This window comes from Actinomycetes bacterium, from assembly GCA_022396035.1.
Taxonomy (GTDB): Bacteria; Actinomycetota; Humimicrobiia; order Humimicrobiales; family Humimicrobiaceae; genus Halolacustris.
Genome location: JAIOXO010000028.1, coordinates 1 through 15,098, shown reverse-complemented (window position 1 = coordinate 15,098; position 15,098 = coordinate 1). Strand labels below are relative to the sequence as shown.

16 protein-coding genes and 1 riboswitch are annotated in these 15,098 nt (G+C 44.1%); of the genes, 11 read left to right on the top strand and 5 right to left on the bottom strand.

The genetic code is table 11. The annotated features are described in order from the left end of the window. From groEL to K9H14_07630, 7 genes are all read left to right on the top strand, one after another. Positions 1-272, top strand: a 272-nt coding sequence (groEL, locus tag K9H14_07660; protein ID MCG9480066.1) for a chaperonin GroEL, incomplete at its 5' end; no start/stop codon positions are given. 123 nt (positions 273-395) lie between these two features. Beyond that, positions 396-1,043, top strand: a complete 648-nt coding sequence (plsY, locus tag K9H14_07655) for a glycerol-3-phosphate 1-O-acyltransferase PlsY (protein ID MCG9480065.1) — start codon at positions 396-398, stop codon at positions 1,041-1,043. Then, positions 1,044-2,204 (top strand): GuaB3 family IMP dehydrogenase-related protein, encoded by a 1,161-nt coding sequence (locus tag K9H14_07650; protein MCG9480064.1) that lies wholly within the window; start codon positions 1,044-1,046, stop codon positions 2,202-2,204. It abuts the gene before it with no gap. A gap of 27 nt (positions 2,205-2,231) precedes the next feature. Then, the gene (gene guaA, locus K9H14_07645; GenBank protein ID MCG9480063.1) at positions 2,232-3,758 is read left to right on the top strand and encodes a glutamine-hydrolyzing GMP synthase; all 1,527 of its coding nucleotides are present in this window, start codon (positions 2,232-2,234) and stop codon (positions 3,756-3,758) included. Between the two features lie 22 nt (positions 3,759-3,780). After that, the gene (locus tag K9H14_07640; protein ID MCG9480062.1) at positions 3,781-4,062 is read left to right on the top strand and encodes a chorismate mutase; all 282 of its coding nucleotides are present in this window, start codon (positions 3,781-3,783) and stop codon (positions 4,060-4,062) included. A 75-nt stretch (positions 4,063-4,137) separates the two neighbouring features. Beyond that, positions 4,138-4,923 (top strand): 3-deoxy-7-phosphoheptulonate synthase, encoded by a 786-nt coding sequence (gene aroF / locus K9H14_07635; GenBank protein MCG9480061.1) that lies wholly within the window; start codon positions 4,138-4,140, stop codon positions 4,921-4,923. A gap of 10 nt (positions 4,924-4,933) precedes the next feature. Beyond that, the gene (locus K9H14_07630; protein MCG9480060.1) at positions 4,934-7,075 is read left to right on the top strand and encodes a UvrD-helicase domain-containing protein; all 2,142 of its coding nucleotides are present in this window, start codon (positions 4,934-4,936) and stop codon (positions 7,073-7,075) included. Between the two features lie 268 nt (positions 7,076-7,343). Here the strand turns inward: K9H14_07630 and K9H14_07625 are convergent, their stop codons facing one another. From K9H14_07625 to K9H14_07605, 5 genes are read right to left on the bottom strand one after another with little or no spacing between them, the layout of a single operon-like run. Then, on the bottom strand, positions 7,344-7,616 hold the full coding sequence (locus K9H14_07625) for a hypothetical protein (GenBank protein MCG9480059.1): 273 nt from the start codon (positions 7,614-7,616) through the stop codon (positions 7,344-7,346). Positions 7,617-7,626: 10 nt separating this feature from the next. Then, the gene (locus K9H14_07620; protein ID MCG9480058.1) at positions 7,627-8,370 is read right to left on the bottom strand and encodes an ABC transporter ATP-binding protein; all 744 of its coding nucleotides are present in this window, start codon (positions 8,368-8,370) and stop codon (positions 7,627-7,629) included. Between the two features lie 2 nt (positions 8,371-8,372). Further along, positions 8,373-9,377 carry an ABC transporter substrate-binding protein gene (locus tag K9H14_07615; protein ID MCG9480057.1) on the bottom strand — a complete coding sequence of 335 codons (1,005 nt, stop codon included), beginning with the start codon at positions 9,375-9,377 and terminating at the stop codon, positions 8,373-8,375. Between the two features lie 25 nt (positions 9,378-9,402). Further along, complete coding sequence (locus tag K9H14_07610) at positions 9,403-10,188, bottom strand: ABC transporter permease (GenBank protein ID MCG9480056.1); 786 nt, start codon at positions 10,186-10,188, stop codon at positions 9,403-9,405. A gap of 4 nt (positions 10,189-10,192) precedes the next feature. After that, the gene (locus tag K9H14_07605) at positions 10,193-10,852 is read right to left on the bottom strand and encodes a thiamine diphosphokinase (GenBank protein ID MCG9480055.1); all 660 of its coding nucleotides are present in this window, start codon (positions 10,850-10,852) and stop codon (positions 10,193-10,195) included. Positions 10,853-10,897: 45 nt separating this feature from the next. Further along, positions 10,898-10,999, bottom strand: a riboswitch (TPP riboswitch). A 99-nt stretch (positions 11,000-11,098) separates the two neighbouring features. On the opposite strand from K9H14_07605, the gene hrcA reads away from it, so the two are divergent. From hrcA to K9H14_07585, 4 genes are all read left to right on the top strand, one after another. Continuing rightward, the gene (hrcA, locus tag K9H14_07600; GenBank protein ID MCG9480054.1) at positions 11,099-12,136 is read left to right on the top strand and encodes a heat-inducible transcriptional repressor HrcA; all 1,038 of its coding nucleotides are present in this window, start codon (positions 11,099-11,101) and stop codon (positions 12,134-12,136) included. Positions 12,137-12,207: 71 nt separating this feature from the next. Then, entirely contained in the window at positions 12,208-13,338 is a 1,131-nt protein-coding gene (dnaJ, locus tag K9H14_07595) for a molecular chaperone DnaJ (protein MCG9480053.1), read from the top strand. 11 nt (positions 13,339-13,349) lie between these two features. After that, entirely contained in the window at positions 13,350-14,069 is a 720-nt protein-coding gene (locus tag K9H14_07590) for a 16S rRNA (uracil(1498)-N(3))-methyltransferase (GenBank protein MCG9480052.1), read from the top strand. Next, positions 14,056-15,098: MiaB/RimO family radical SAM methylthiotransferase (locus K9H14_07585; GenBank protein ID MCG9480051.1), on the top strand; the 1,043-nt coding region annotated here is incomplete at its 3' end. The genes K9H14_07590 and K9H14_07585, both read left to right, overlap by 14 nt.

Sequence of the window (15,098 nt, the reverse complement as noted above, 5' to 3'; positions counted from 1 at the left end):
TAGAGAAGGTTAAAAACCTGCCTGCCGGCCAGGGACTTGATGCCAACAGCGGCCAGTATGTAAACATGATAGATGAAGGCATAATAGATCCGGCCAAGGTAACCCGTTCGGCACTGCAGAATGCATCTTCCATTGCTGCGCTTCTGCTTACCACCGAAGTAGTGATAGCCGAGAAACCGGAAAAAAATGATCAGGGTGGACCATCCATGCCCGGCGGCGGAATGCCAGGCGGAATGCCAGGCGGAATGCCCGGTGGCATGCCCGGTATGTAAACGGATAAAAAGAAAGCTGGCCTTAATGGCCAGCTTTTTTTATTGCTTAAATGGTTGTTTAAAATTGAATAAATCACCAACTTATAGTAATATTTTTTTAACTTATAATCGGGAAGAGCAGGGATGGGTATATTTTTTTTCTATAAAACCTTATTTATTATATTAGCTTACCTGTTTGGCGCCTTTCCGACTGCTTATGTCCTCTACAGGATAAGAAGAGGATCAGATATAAGAATGGAAGGCAGCGGCAATGTAGGTGGTACCAATGTGGCCAGGACTATGGGGGCCGGTGCGGGAGTTCTAACCATTATTATAGATATCATAAAAGGTTTCTTGCCCATGATGGCGGTCTATTTTATATTCGCTGGTGACCTGTTAATGGCATCATTAGCATCGGTGGCGGTAATACTGGGGCATGATTTTCCGGTATACCTGAAATTCAAGGGAGGTAAAGGTATTTCTACTTCTTTTGGGGTAATTATAGGCATGTGCGCTTTTCCTTTTACCGTTCAGGCTACTTATTTCAGAATTGCTCCTATTTTTACTATACTGGTAACAGCTGCCCTATTTTTTTTGATATTTAAAATAGTATCAGTCAGTTCCATAGCCGCAGCAGTTGCCACTCCGCTTTCATTTTATTTCTTTAAATTTCCAACAATTATAGTAATAACTGCCGCCATATGGGGGTTTTTAGCCCTGATTGCCCACAGGGGCAATATAGGAAGGCTTATAAGAAAAGAAGAGAAAAAAATTAATAGAAAAGGGGTTTAGATGGAAATTGAAATAGGGAAGGGAAAAACTGGCAGAAGGGCTTATGGTTTTGATGAGGTGACCATTGTTCCCAGCCGGAGAACCAGAGACCCGGAAGATGTGGATATAACTGCAAGCCTGGGAGGATTCGATCTGGATATTCCCTGCCTGGCTTCTGCTATGGACGGGGTAGTGGATGTAACTTTGGCCATAGAAATGGGCAAAATAGGAGGGTTAGCAGTACTTAACCTTGAAGGACTTCAGACCAGATACGATGATGCAGATGCTCAGCTGGAAAGAATTGCTAAATTTGAGCCACAAGAAGCCACCAGGAATATGCAGGAAATCTACCAGGAACCTATCAAGGAAGAGCTTATATCTAAAAGGATAAAACAGATAAAGAAGGAAAATGTAATAGCCTGTGCGTCACTGACTCCCCAGAAGGTGGAAAAATATTACCAGACAGCCATTGATGCAGGACTGGATATACTGGTAATACAGGGCACGGTTATCAGTGCCGAACATGTTAGCCAGACCAAAAACCCCTTGGACTTAAAGAAATTTATACCCCGGTGCCCCATACCGGTAATAGTAGGCGGTTGCGCTTCCTATTCCAGTGCACTTCACTTGATGAGGACCGGTGCGGTAGGGGTGCTGGTAGGAGTGGGGCCCGGTGCAGCCTGCACCACCAGGCAGGTGCTGGGTATTGGCGTTCCCCAGGCTACAGCTATAGCTGATGCAGCTGCAGCCAGGATGAGGCACCTGGAAGAGACAGGCAATTATGTGGCAGTTATTGCTGACGGGGGCATGAGAACCGGTGGTGATATTGCTAAAGCAGTGGCCTGTGGTGCTGATCTGGTAATGATAGGCTCGCCGCTTTCCAGGGCTAAAGAGGCTCCCGGCAGGGGCTACCACTGGGGTATGGCCACCTTTCATCCGGAGCTTCCCCGCGGCACCAGAATCAAGACTGATATAGCCGGCAGCCTGCGGCAGATATTGGTTGGCCCTGCATTTGAAAACGACGGTACCCTTAACCTGTTTGGGGCACTGAGGACTTCTATGGCCACCTGTGGATATGAAAGCATAAAGGATTTTCAGAGGACAGAGGTAATGGTGGCTCCTTCCATAAAAACTGAAGGCAAAATGCATCAGAGAGAACAAAAAGTGGGAATGGGGCTATAACTTATGGAAAATAATTCTTTGAAGGGAATGGATTCAGTACTGGTTATAGATTTCGGAGGCCAGTACAGTCAGCTTATTACCCGCAGGGTAAGGGAACTCAGGGTGTATTCGGAAATGGTTCCCTATGATACTCCAGTAGAGGAGGTTATGGCCAGGAAGCCCAAAGGCCTTATATTTTCAGGTTCCCCCTACAGCCTCAGTGCAGGCAAGATACCCCGGATAAGCAAAAAGTACCTTACCCTGGGGATACCTATTCTGGGCATATGTTACGGCATGCAGCTTATAACCTTTCTTCTGGGAGGCAAAATTACTGCCGGGGGAAGAAATGAATACGGAAAGACCGAAGTTAACCTGGATATAGACTCGCCACTGTTTGATGATCTCAAGCAGGTAGAGACCTGCTGGATGAGCCATAAGGATAGTGTGGAGGCGGTACCTGAGGGTTTTAAAATTATTGCATCTACCGGCAATCTGCCGGTGGCGGGCATAGGGAATGACCGGGACAGGATATACGGTATACAGTTTCATCCTGAAGTGGTACATACCCCTTCAGGAATGGATATTCTAAACAATTTTTTATTCAATATTTGTGAGTGCAGGCCGGACTGGACCATGGTGTCCATAATTGAGAAAAGAGTGGAAGAGATAAAGAAAAAGGTTAAGGACGGCAGAGTTATATGCGGTCTCAGCGGCGGAGTTGATTCTTCGGTAGCTGCTTTGCTGGTAAATAAGGCGGTAAGCGATAAGCTTACCTGTATATTTGTAGATCATGGATTACTGAGGATGGGGGAAGCCCGCCAGGTAGAAAAGACGTTTAAAGAAAATTTCAAGGTAAACCTGATTTCCATTAATGCCAGGGACCGTTTCTTAAAAAAATTAAAGGGTGTTACTGACCCGGAGCAGAAAAGGAAAATAATCGGCAATGAATTTATAAGGATTTTTGAAGAGGAAGCAAAAAAGATTGATAATGTTGATTACCTGGTGCAGGGTACACTGTACTCGGACGTAATTGAAAGCGGAACCAGGGATGCGGCCAGAATTAAAAGCCACCACAATGTGGGTGGATTGCCTGAAGATATGCAGCTCAAGCTTATTGAACCTCTGCGGCTGTTATTTAAAGATGAAGTCAGGAGGCTAGGGGTAGAGCTGGGGCTGCCCGAGGATATTGTCTGGAGGCAGCCGTTTCCGGGTCCCGGATTGGCTATAAGGATTATAGGGGAGATAACTGCAGAGAGAATATCCATTCTACAGCAAGCAGACTATATTGTATTGGAAGAGGTAAAGAGGGCCAATCTGTATAAAAAAATATGGCAGTCTTTTGCCATCCTTCCCTGCATAAGAAGTGTCGGGGTTATGGGCGATGAAAGGACCTATGCTTATCCCATAGCTGTAAGGGCGGTTACCAGCGAAGATGCCATGACTGCGGATTGGGTGAGGCTGCCCTATGAAATACTGGAAAAGATAAGCAACCGTATAATAAATGAGGTTGAAGGAGTTAACCGGGTGGTATATGATATAAGTTCCAAGCCCCCAAGCACAATAGAATGGGAATAGATATTATTTAAGGAGAAAAAGTATGGATGAGTTTCATAAAAAATTAAAACAGTATCGGGAAGAAATAAACCGGATAGATAAAAATATAGTAGACAGCCTTAACCAAAGGGCCAAGGTAGTGCTGGCGGTAAAAAGGCTTAAGGAAAAAGAGGGAGTACCCCTTTATGATGCCAAGAGGGAAGAAGAACTTGTCAACAATATTGTTAAATACAACCAGGGCCCGTTGTATAATGACAATATTGTACAGATTTTTGAATCAATATTGCGTAATGTGCAGATATTGGAAAAGGATGAAAATCTTTAATACTGTTTGAAATATTAGCAGGTTTTTTTATAATGATTAAAATTTCTTTATTATTTTTTCATATTTATTATTTTAATGGATAACAACAATAAAAAGCTTATACAAAAGAATTATGTTACGGTGATAGCCGGTCCCTGTGCTGTAGAAAGCTGGCAGCAGCTTGATGCTATAGCTAAGGTAGTCAAGGATAGCGGCTTAAACTTTATGCGCGGAGGAGCCTATAAGCCCCGTACATCTCCTTATAGCTTTCAGGGATTGGAAGAAAAGGGTTTGCAGTTCCTGAGGAAAGCGGGGGATAAATACGGCCTAAAAGTAGTGACTGAAGTTACTGATGCCGCTAATGTGGAAGAAGTGGCCGACTATGTGGATGTGTTGCAGATAGGAACCAGGAACATGTCCAATTTTGCACTTCTGAAGAAGGTGGGGAAAGTGGCCAATGAGAGGAATATGCCGGTTATACTTAAAAGAGGATGGGCTTCCACTATAAAGGAATGGCTGCTGGCAGTAGAATACATTACCCAGTGGGGAAATTGTGAAGTTGTATTGTGCGAAAGGGGAATCCGTACCTTTGAAACGGATACCCGGTTTACCCTGGATCTATCAGCTATTCCGGTTATAAAGAAGCTGAGCAAGCTTCCTATAATTGTTGATCCCAGCCATGCGGTAGGGCAAAGCGATTTGGTTATCCCCATGAGCAGGGCGGCGGTAGCCGTAGGTGCCGACGGTCTTATTGTAGAGTCCCACAATAATCCGGAAAAGGCGCTCTGTGACGGACAGCAGGCTTTGACTCCCAAAGAGCTTAAGGAAATGCTCCGCCAGGTTACTAAAATTGCTGAAATATTCAATAAGAAAATAAGGTAGCTGAACAAATTTGGATTTAGACAAATACCTTAACCCCCAGCAGATTCAAGCTGTTACCAATACCGAGGGGCCGCTATTGGTGATTGCCGGTGCAGGCAGCGGAAAGACCAGGGTACTGACCTACAGGATTGCCTATCTAATCAAACATAAGGCAGTAGATCCTTTTAATATTCTGGCCATAACTTTTACCAACAAGGCAGCCAGGGAAATGAAAAGGCGGGTTATCCAGCTGGTGGGAAGAGTTGGTGAGACTATGTGGGTTAGCACCTTTCACTCTTTTTGCGCCAGGGTCTTGAGGAGCGAGATCTCCAGGCTGGGGATCTCTTCAAATTTTGTTATATATGATCAGGATGACAGCTTAAAACTTATTGCCCGGTGCATAAAAGAGCTGGACATGGACCTGAAAAGGTTTTCCCCTAAAGCGGTGTCTTCGGTTATTAGCGATGCCAAGAACCGGCTGGTTGACTATGAGACTTTTTCCAGCAGGGCCACCGACTATTTTGAAAAGCAGGCTGCTAAAATATATTCTTCTTATCAGGATAAGTTGTATAAGGCCAGTGCTCTGGACTTTGATGATTTGCTGGTGTATATGGTGGATATACTGAAACTGTTTCCCCAGGTTAAGGAAAAATACCAGGATAAATTTCAGTATATACTGGTAGATGAGTTCCAGGATACCAACCGGGCCCAGAATCAGATAATACTGCTGCTTTCAGAAAGGCATAAAAGGTTATGCGTGGTTGGAGATGATGACCAGAGCATCTATAGCTGGAGGGGAGCAGAGATTAAGAACATAATAGAGTTTGACCGCCAATTTTCCAATACTGAGGTAATAAAGCTTGAACAAAATTACCGCTCCACCCAGAATATACTGGATGCAGCTTATGGCCTGATAAAAAATAATGAAAGCAGAAAAGAAAAAAAATTATGGACCCAGAACCCCAGAGGCAGCCTGGTATCCAGATACAAGGCGCCCAATGAAAAGCAGGAGGTATCCTATATCCTTTCCAGGATTAACCAGTATATAAAAAATGAAGGTAAAAGTTATAGGGATTTTGCCATTTTCTACAGGACCAATGCCCAGTCCAGGGCGGTTGAAGAGCAGTTTATAAAAGGCAATGTCCCCTATAAGATTTTTGGAGGAGTACGTTTCTACGACCGCAGGGAGATAAAGGATATGCTGGCATACCTTAAACTCATAGCCAATCCCTCCGACATTATCAGCCTGATAAGGATAGTTAATGTCCCCTCCCGTAAAATTGGGAAAAGAACCCTGGAGACAGTAGAAGGGTTTGCACAAAAAAACCATATTACTTTCTGTGAGGCATTTTATCGATGTGAAGAGAATGACTCCCTTTCTTCAGGAGTAATAAAAAGGATAGTTTCTTTTATTTCTTTTATGGCCGGTCTCAGGGATTTTGCCGGAGAGGGGACCCTGGACTCTCTGCTGGAAAAGATATGGATGGATACCGGTTATATGAAAAACCTCAAGGTAGAAAAAACCATAGATTCATTAAACCGTATAGACAACCTCAAGGAATTGCTTACGGTTGCCAGGGAGTTTGAGCAAAGGTCTGAAGGCCGGGGATTTGAAAAACTTACTGCTTTTCTAGAAGAAATCTCCCTGCTGACCGATATTGATAATTACGACCAGGATTCAGATGCGGTGGTGCTTATGACCCTGCATAATGCCAAAGGGCTGGAGTTTCCGGTTGTATTTATAATCGGCATGGAAGAAGGTATATTCCCCCATTCAAGGAGTATGGCCAATATGGATCAACTGGAAGAGGAGAGGAGGCTGTGCTATGTGGGGATGACCAGGGCCAAAGAGAAGCTGTTCTTGTCTTCAGCCCAGACCCATAGCATCTATGGAGATACCAGGTACAGTACCATATCCAGATTCCTAAAAGAGATACCAGAGCATCTGGTTGAAGATGAAACTAAAAAGAAGATACCTTTAGGTATCCAGCCAGAGAAAACTCCCATTGAGGTGAGTCAGGGAGAAGTCATAGAACACAAACTGTGGGGAACCGGCCGGGTCCTGAAGGTTAAACAGCTGGCCCAGGATATGGAAATAGATGTGGATTTTGACCGCGTGGGAATAAAACATTTGCTGGCCAGTTATGCCCCCATCAAAAAGGTCAGTTCTTAAAAAATCCCAGAGCCAGGCTTCCCTGACCGGGAATAATAAACTTCTGTTTTAAAACCAATAAACAAGCCCGTAGTATAATCCTTGTTTATATAACTATAATTATGGTTCTAAAAAAGTAAAAACATAAATGGGGGGCAGTTTAACCAGGTTTGAGCAAGATCTATTATCTGCCAGGGGATAGGCACCAATTCCTGGGTATTGTATTTAACCCTGACAACATTTCTGAGCCCACCACTGCAGGCCGAATTTCCAGCCTAAAAAGTATCGGTTAGGGCATAAAATCCAGTAGTTGTTCAATCTCCTGCTGGTTTCCGGTAGTTAGAGTAGTTACCATAACTGCATGGCCGAATTTCCTGGCCTTACGGTAAGCCTTGAAAACAGATTGGTACAAGAAGTCTTCATCTTCGGACCAGGTGATAGTACTCAGGGGGGTAATCTTGTATTTTACATTTTGCCCGGAAAGACTTTCCCAGAATGCGTCCAGCGCAGCCTTGATTTCTTCCTGTCCCACCGGGTACAGGCTTATTTGTAATGCAATCATATAATCCTCCTTACAGTAATTTTATAATCTCTTCTTTTAATTTGTTGAACTCCGGCGAGGTAAGTATATCTGTATTCCGGGGTCTCTTTATGTCTATATCGAATACCTTTCTTACTACTGCCGGCCTTTTTGAAAGCAGGTATATCCGGTCAGAAAGGAATATGGCTTCGTCTATATCATGGGTTATAAACAAAACCGATGCATCAAGCTTGTCAAAGAGCCCTAACAGCCAGTCCTGCATCTTCCTGCGGGTTATAGCATCCAAATTGCCAAAAGGCTCATCCAATAGCATTATATCCTGGGCAAAGAGATAGGTTCGAAGCAAAGCTGCTCTCTGCCTCATCCCTCCGGAAAGCTGGAAGGGGTAATTATTTTCGAAGCCCTCAAGCCCAAAATCAGGGATATGTTTTTTTGCTTTCCGGTGAGCGCTGGCCTTTTCTTCTCCTTTGATATACAAGGGAAGGCATACATTGTCCAGTATATTATTCCAGGGCAGAAGAAGGTCTTTCTGGTGCATATAGCTTACTCTTCCTGTCTTTCCATTATACACTTTTCCATCAATTATTATCTTTCCATGGTCAGGTTCCTCAAGCCCTGAAATAATATTAAATAAAGTGCTCTTGCCGCATCCGCTGGGTCCCAGCACTGATACGAATTGGTTTCTTTCAAGCTCAAGGAATATATTTTCCAAAGTATGCAGGCCCGGATAGCTTTTTTCTACATCTATAACTTCTAGAACCTTGTTATTTTCCATATCTATGACTGTTCCGGTAGAAATTCATTAGTATAGGCCTGTTCAACCTCAAGGGGATTTGCCAGAAGATCCTGTTCAAACATCCATCCGCTGAAGCCTATCCATATTTCTTCTTTCATATATCCCCATCCTTCATCATGGCTGATATAATGTTTGGAAAGATATTGCTGGCTGGCGGTTACCATACCCCGGTCCAGTTCGCTGTTGTCATTTAATAATATATCGGCAGCAGCGGTAGGGTTTTCTATTGAAAACTGATAGCCTTTTTCGGTGGCCTCCAAAAATTTTCTTACCAGCACAGGCTCATTTTCCAGGGTATTCTCCGAAGCTATTATCACCGGGGTGTAGAAATCAAGCACGGGGTCAAGGTCCTGGAGCAGCATGAAGTTTATGGGGAAATCAATAAGCTCAGCCCTTACTCCATCCCAGCCGTAGTATATCCATGCAAAATCCACATCTCTTTCTACGCTGGCAAAGAAATCAGTAGCGCCAATGTTTACTATTTCCAGTTTTGAATAATCAGCGCCATACTTTTCCATCAGGCCCCTTAGCATAGCTTCTTCCATGGGAGAGCCCCACCCGCCATATATTTTACCTTCAAAATCTGCAGGCGTCTCTATATTTTTATATTCCGGAGAGGCAAATCCTGAAGTATTGTGCTGGATTATGGCAGCAATAGCTACAACGGGTAAAGGATCATCTGCGGTCCGGGCATAGGTAACCTGTTCCTGGTAGCTAATTCCAAATTCTCCCTGGTTAGCCGCAACCAGATCAGCGCTGCCTCCTTCTGAGGGCTGGATTATTTCCACTTTTAGTCCGGCATCCCGGTAATAGCCCTGGTCCCTGGCTGCATATATACCGGTATGGTTGGTATTGGGTACCCAGTCAAGTATTACCGTAACCTCTCTTAGCTCTTCAGTGCCTGGAGCAGCACATGAAGAAAAAATAAGCAGGGAAGCTGCTATCATGGTTAGCATCAAGCCATATATGGTTATTGTTCTTTTCATAACATACCTTTCTTTTTTTGTTATCTTAATCAATGTATGGTTCACCAGCCTTTATTTTCCAGGGCATGGTTCTTCTTTCAATTAGCTCAATAAACTTAAGCAGCAGTATGCTGAGTATAGTGATAACCAGTATTGCTGCAAAAACCCTGTCGGTAGCAAAAGATTGTTTGGCCCTTATCATATATACCCCCAGGCCGTCCTTGCCTCCCACCCATTCTCCAATGGTGGCTCCCATTATGCTGTAAGTGGCCGCAATTTTGAGCCCGGAAAAAAAGCCCGGCATGGAGGCGGGAAGTTTTACATACCTGTATATCTGGAGCCTGCCTGAACCCATGGACCTTAACAGGTCGATAAGTTCATTGTCTACTCCCGAGAGTGACTGCATCAGACTTATGGTAATCGGAAAAAAGCATATCAGTATAACTATAATAAGCTTGGGAGTATAGCCGTAACCAAACCAGATTATAAATAGCGGGGCTATAATTATAATGGGGATGGTCTGGGATATTATAAGTAAAGGGTATATGGTTTTCTTAAAAGCTCTTAAGGCATCCATAAGCACTGCTATTAAAAACGAAAGTACTATGGCGATAATAAATCCGGCAAACGCTTCATACAGGGTAACCAGTATATCCAGCTGCATAGATTTAAAATCTGTAAACAGGGATATTACTATGCTGCTGGGGGGAGGAAGTATAAAGGGAGGAAATACTCCCAGCCTGGAGAGCATCTCCCATACTGCCAGTATGGCCACAAACAGAAACGCGGGGTAATATTTGCTGTTTATCTTTTTTGTTAATGTTTTTCCCATATCCTCATAGTTGTTTTATTACCAGAAGAATGCCCTCAGATATATCCAGCCTGGCCTGCGGGCTGCTAAATTCATTGCTAATGCCCCGGACCGGCGAAAAAAGAAGTTTTTCATTTTCCAGCTTATATTTCAGTCCTGTAGTCCCGGTAAAGAAGGTATAGGGGGTAAGAGAAAACAGGCTTATCTGTTTTCCCTTAACGCCCTGGACGGTTGCCGGCCTGCAGACCGTAAATATTTCTTCGGTGCCGCTAATTATTTTTATATCCCTGCCGGCCAGAAAAGGATCGGCCAGCAGCATTATATTTGCCAGTTCATGGTCGGTTCTTCCCCCGACGGCACCCAGGATAATTATTTTTTCTGCACCCTGGCCGACGGCCTCCCTTACCGCAAGATGAGTATCGGTATAATCTTTGGAAGGAGATTCCTGTACAAATGTTGTCTTTTTGTTCTGCAGCATGGCTTTAGTTTCAGGATCTATGCTGTCCATGTCCCCGATAACTGTCTGGGGCAGCAGCCCCAGAAGCAGGGTATTTTTTGCGCCGCCGTCGGCACTTATAATTAAATCCGGGCAGCTAAAGCCTAAAGTGGATATATTTTGTTTTATCTGGGCCAAATTTTCTATTTTTCCGTTGGCAACTATAATTGCCTTTTTTACTTCTTTCATTGGTTCCTTTCAAAAAAAATGCCAACCTGCATAGGTTGGCAATTTAAAATTTAATTTACACTTCCCTACGCTAGTATTACCTAGGTCAGGTGGTTGGGGTCGGCAGCAATCTGCCCTCTCAGCCCTATGGCTCCCCCGGCGCTGAAATATTCAATTTTCAAAGAATTTTCTTTATAATGATAACTGAGTTTATGATTATAGATTACCACCAATGGTTAAAAAGTCAAATGGAGTGGTTAAGGATTTATGAAACTTACAGATAGAAAAAAAGAAATAATAAAGCAGGTAGTGGTAAAGTTTATTAAAAAAGCGGAGCCGGTATCTTCCAAGAGTGTAGCCAGCAGCCCAGAACTGGATTTAAGTACTGCCACTATACGAAAGGAAATGTCAGACCTGGAAGAGATGGGGTATCTAACCCATCCTCATACTTCAGCCGGCCGGATACCCACAGACAAAGGTTACCGGTTTTATGTGGATAACCTGGTACAGACCAAGGAACCGGTCCAGGCTGCTGACACCCAGTGGTCCAATCTGGACCTGGGGCTGAGCGAGGATATGGAACTGGAGACCGTACTCAAGAAGTCTTCAGAGAATCTGGCCAAAATTACCAGTTACCTTTCCATGGTGGTTGCGCCAGCCATCAGCCAGAGCAGGTTGAGGCATATAGAGCTGTTAAAGCTGGAAAATAATAATTTTCTCATGGTACTTATAACTGATAATGGCCATGTATATAAAAGGAATTTTAACCAGGAGGGTTCTTATAACAACATGGACCTGCAGGCTCTGGCCAATGTTCTCAATATGCAGTTTAAAGACAAATTAATGGAAGAGATCGTGCCCGAAGGGCTAAACCTGCCAAAAAGCGAATCACATCTGGTACTGCTGGCCAAGAAGGTTATGGGGCTTATACAGGATTATGCCAGCCAGAGTATCCAGTATAACCGTATTTATGTGCATGGAACATCTGATGTCCTAAAACAGCCGGAATTTATTGACCTGGGAAAAATAAGAAAAGTGCTGAGCATAATAGAGAATGAATATATGCTGATGAAGATGCTGCTGGATATTTCCAGGGAGAATGAATTTATAATTAAGATAGGGTCCGAAATTTTTGATCAGGAAACTGATGAACTAAGCCTTATAGCTTCAAAGTACAGGATCCATAATCAGCCTTCAGGGGCCATCGGGATTCTGGGTCCCAAGAGAATGGACTACTGTAGGGTTATAAATGTAGTTAATTTATTCAAGATTAACTTAAACCAGATATTTTCTGCTAAAACCTGATTGGAAAAAAATAGGTAAATGCGTTATCATTTTTAACTTTGGATACAATAATTTTTGAGGTGATGTAAGAATTGGCACAGAAGAGAGATTATTATGAGGTGCTTGGTGTTTCCAAGCAGTGCAGCAAGGAAGAGCTTAAAAAAGCATACCGCAAGCTGGCCCATAAATACCATCCGGATGTAAATAATGGTGATGGTAATTCTGAGGAGAAATTTAAGGAGATATCAGAGGCCTATGCAGTATTGAGCGATGATAAAAAGAGGATGCAGTATGACCGTTACGGGTTTAGCAACAACCTGTTTAACGAAGCTGATTTTGGAAGTGTTTTTGAAGAGTTCAATTTTGGAGATATATTTGATGTATTTTTTGGCTCGGGTTTCGGCCAGGGCTTTTCGTCACAGGGCAGGCGAAGGCAAAACCGGGGTTCTAATGTAGAAGCAAGGGCCAGCATAAGCTTTAAGGAAGCTGCCTTCGGAGCAAAAAAAGAGGTTGAGTTTTTAGTAGACGACCTCTGCGGGGAATGCGGAGGCAGGGGAAGCCAGAGTGAAGACGGAATAAAGACCTGCTCGGCCTGCGGGGGAAGTGGACAGGTACGGACCCAGAGGCAGACTTTTCTGGGCAGCATGGTTACCAATTCTGTTTGCAAGAACTGTAATGGCAGCGGAAAAGTAGTAACTGAGCCCTGTTCCCAATGTAGGGGAAGCGGTTATTACCAGAAAAAGAAGAAATTAAAGGTGGACATACCTGCCGGCATCCATAACGGTGACCGGCTGAAGGTATCCGGTAGAGGAAACTCGGCTGGATCTGGTTCCATTAACGGGGATCTTTTTGTAACAGTTAAGGTGAAGCCGCACCAGCACCTTAAGCGTGATGGGGACAATGTAGTTTCCCATGTAGACATATCCTTTGCCCAGGCAGCACTGGGCTGCAAGCTGAATATAGAAACCCTGGACGGGGAAGAAGAAATAGTTATAAAGCCGGGCACACAGCCGGAAACAAAAAAGGTGCTCAAGGCCAGAGGCTTTGTGCCCTTAAATGGTTACCGGAGGGCAGACCACATAGTTAATATAAAGGTAGGCATACCCACCAGGCTTTCTGCCAGTGAAGCGGAGCTTTTGGCAAAATATGCTGAAGGCAGGGGAGAAGAAGTTGGGGACGGAAGTGATTTCTTTTCCAATCTGCGCAAGGCATTTAAAAGATAGTAAAAAATTAAATGAGTTACCCTTATTTTTTTATCAATCCTGAGTTTATTGACGGGCAGGAGGCTGTTTTGGGCGGTGATGACTGCAGGCACCTGAAAAAAGTTCTCAGGGCTTCGGTAGGAACCAGGGTTGGATTTTCCGATAATGCCGGCTGCCGCTACCTGGCCCGGGTGGCAGCCATCAGGGATAAACATATGGTGCTGTCTGTAACCTCTCGATATCCGGTAGAAAAAGAAATTCCCAGGGTTTTGCTGTTTCAGTGCATACTTAAAAAAAACGCCATGGAGCTTTTAATCCAGAAAGCATGTGAGATAGGGGCGGAGGCTATTGTTCCGGTCTACAGCAGGAGAGTGGTTGCGGGCAAGGGAAAACTTAAAACTGCCAGGTGGCAAAAAATTGCCCGGCAGGCCTGCATGCAAAGCAAAAGAAACTTCTTAACCGAAATCAGGGACCCTGTGGATATAAGCGGGATAAAACCCGGGCAGTTTGATTTTTTCCTGCTTCCCTATGAACAGGAGGGCTCCTGGTTAAAGTTTAACATTGGACCCGAAATCAAGAAACTGGCCTGTTTGATAGGACCTGAAGGCGGATTTGAAGAGCAGGAAGTGGATATGTTAAAAAAACAGGGAGCCAGGGTGCTTAATTTCGGCAAGAATATCCTGAGGGCGGAAACAGCAGCATTGTATATGCTTTCAGTTATAGACTATTTGGCCAAGAATGAAACCGAATAAATTTTATATACATACCCTGGGGTGCAAAGTAAACCAGGCTGAATCGGATATCATTATTTCATTATTGCTGGGTGCTGGGTGGAGGATGGTTGAACTGGATAAGTCCCCCGACTGGTGCATTATTAATACCTGCACAGTTACCTCGCAGAGCGATAAGAAGGTAAGGCAGGTTATACATAAAGCAAGAAGGGTAAATCCTGGTGCCAAATTGGCGGTATCCGGATGTTATGCTGAACTTAACCAGGATAAACTTGAGCAGATGGGAGCTGATTTAGTCCTAAAAAATAAGGATAAGCTAAATATTGTAAACCATATCCTGAATAAAAAGGGGGAAGCGGATTGCAGCCAGGTTGATAATCCGGGTTTGCACACCAGGCCTCTGGTAAAAATACAGGATGGGTGCCGGCAGTTCTGTAGCTACTGTATAGTACCGGTAGTAAGGGGATCCTACCATAGCCAGCCTCCGGAACAGGTAATAGGTTATATAAAAAAATTAGTTTCCCTTGGTTACCAGGAAGTAGTTCTTACCGGGATCCACATTGGCCGCTACGGCCTTGATTTTAATAATAATTACGGCCTGTCTGCATTACTTGAAGATATATTAAATTCTACTTCGGTAGGAAGGGTGAGGATAAGTTCTATAGAGATTGGGGAAATAGATTCAGGATTGGTCAGCTTGATGGCAGAAAATGGCGGCAGGGTATGCCGGCATCTGCATATACCCCTGCAGAGCGGAAGTGACAGGATTCTTGGCCTGATGAACCGGCCTTACAGCAGCGGTTATTTTTTAAAAAGGTTAGCCTGGATTAGAAAAGCTGTCCCCGAAGTTGCTGTTAGTACCGATGTAATGGTGGGTTTTCCTGGGGAGACCAGGGAAGATTTCCAGAATCCTCTGGAGGCTGTAAAAGCAGCAGGTTTTTCCAAGCTGCATGTTTTCAAGTATTCAAAACGGGCAAAAACATTAGCTGCTTCCATGCCGGACCAGATCCTGCCACCGGAAAAGAAGCTGAGAAGCAGGCAGGGTATTGA

Bases quoted from the DNA above. Each gene is read 5' to 3' on its own strand.
- plsY (MCG9480065.1), top strand. From the start codon at position 396: ATGGGTATATTTTTTTTCTATAAAACCTTATTTATTATATTAGCTTAC.
- K9H14_07650 (MCG9480064.1), top strand. From the start codon at position 1,044: ATGGAAATTGAAATAGGGAAGGGAAAAACTGGCAGAAGGGCTTATGGT.
- guaA (MCG9480063.1), top strand. From the start codon at position 2,232: ATGGATTCAGTACTGGTTATAGATTTCGGAGGCCAGTACAGTCAGCTT.
- K9H14_07640 (MCG9480062.1), top strand. From the start codon at position 3,781: ATGGATGAGTTTCATAAAAAATTAAAACAGTATCGGGAAGAAATAAAC.
- aroF (MCG9480061.1), top strand. From the start codon at position 4,138: ATGGATAACAACAATAAAAAGCTTATACAAAAGAATTATGTTACGGTG.
- K9H14_07625 (MCG9480059.1), bottom strand. From the start codon at position 7,616: ATGATTGCATTACAAATAAGCCTGTACCCGGTGGGACAGGAAGAAATC.
- K9H14_07620 (MCG9480058.1), bottom strand. From the start codon at position 8,370: ATGGAAAATAACAAGGTTCTAGAAGTTATAGATGTAGAAAAAAGCTAT.
- K9H14_07615 (MCG9480057.1), bottom strand. From the start codon at position 9,377: ATGAAAAGAACAATAACCATATATGGCTTGATGCTAACCATGATAGCA.
- K9H14_07610 (MCG9480056.1), bottom strand. From the start codon at position 10,188: ATGGGAAAAACATTAACAAAAAAGATAAACAGCAAATATTACCCCGCG.
- K9H14_07605 (MCG9480055.1), bottom strand. From the start codon at position 10,852: ATGAAAGAAGTAAAAAAGGCAATTATAGTTGCCAACGGAAAAATAGAA.
- hrcA (MCG9480054.1), top strand. From the start codon at position 11,099: ATGAAACTTACAGATAGAAAAAAAGAAATAATAAAGCAGGTAGTGGTA.
- K9H14_07590 (MCG9480052.1), top strand. From the start codon at position 13,350: ATGAGTTACCCTTATTTTTTTATCAATCCTGAGTTTATTGACGGGCAG.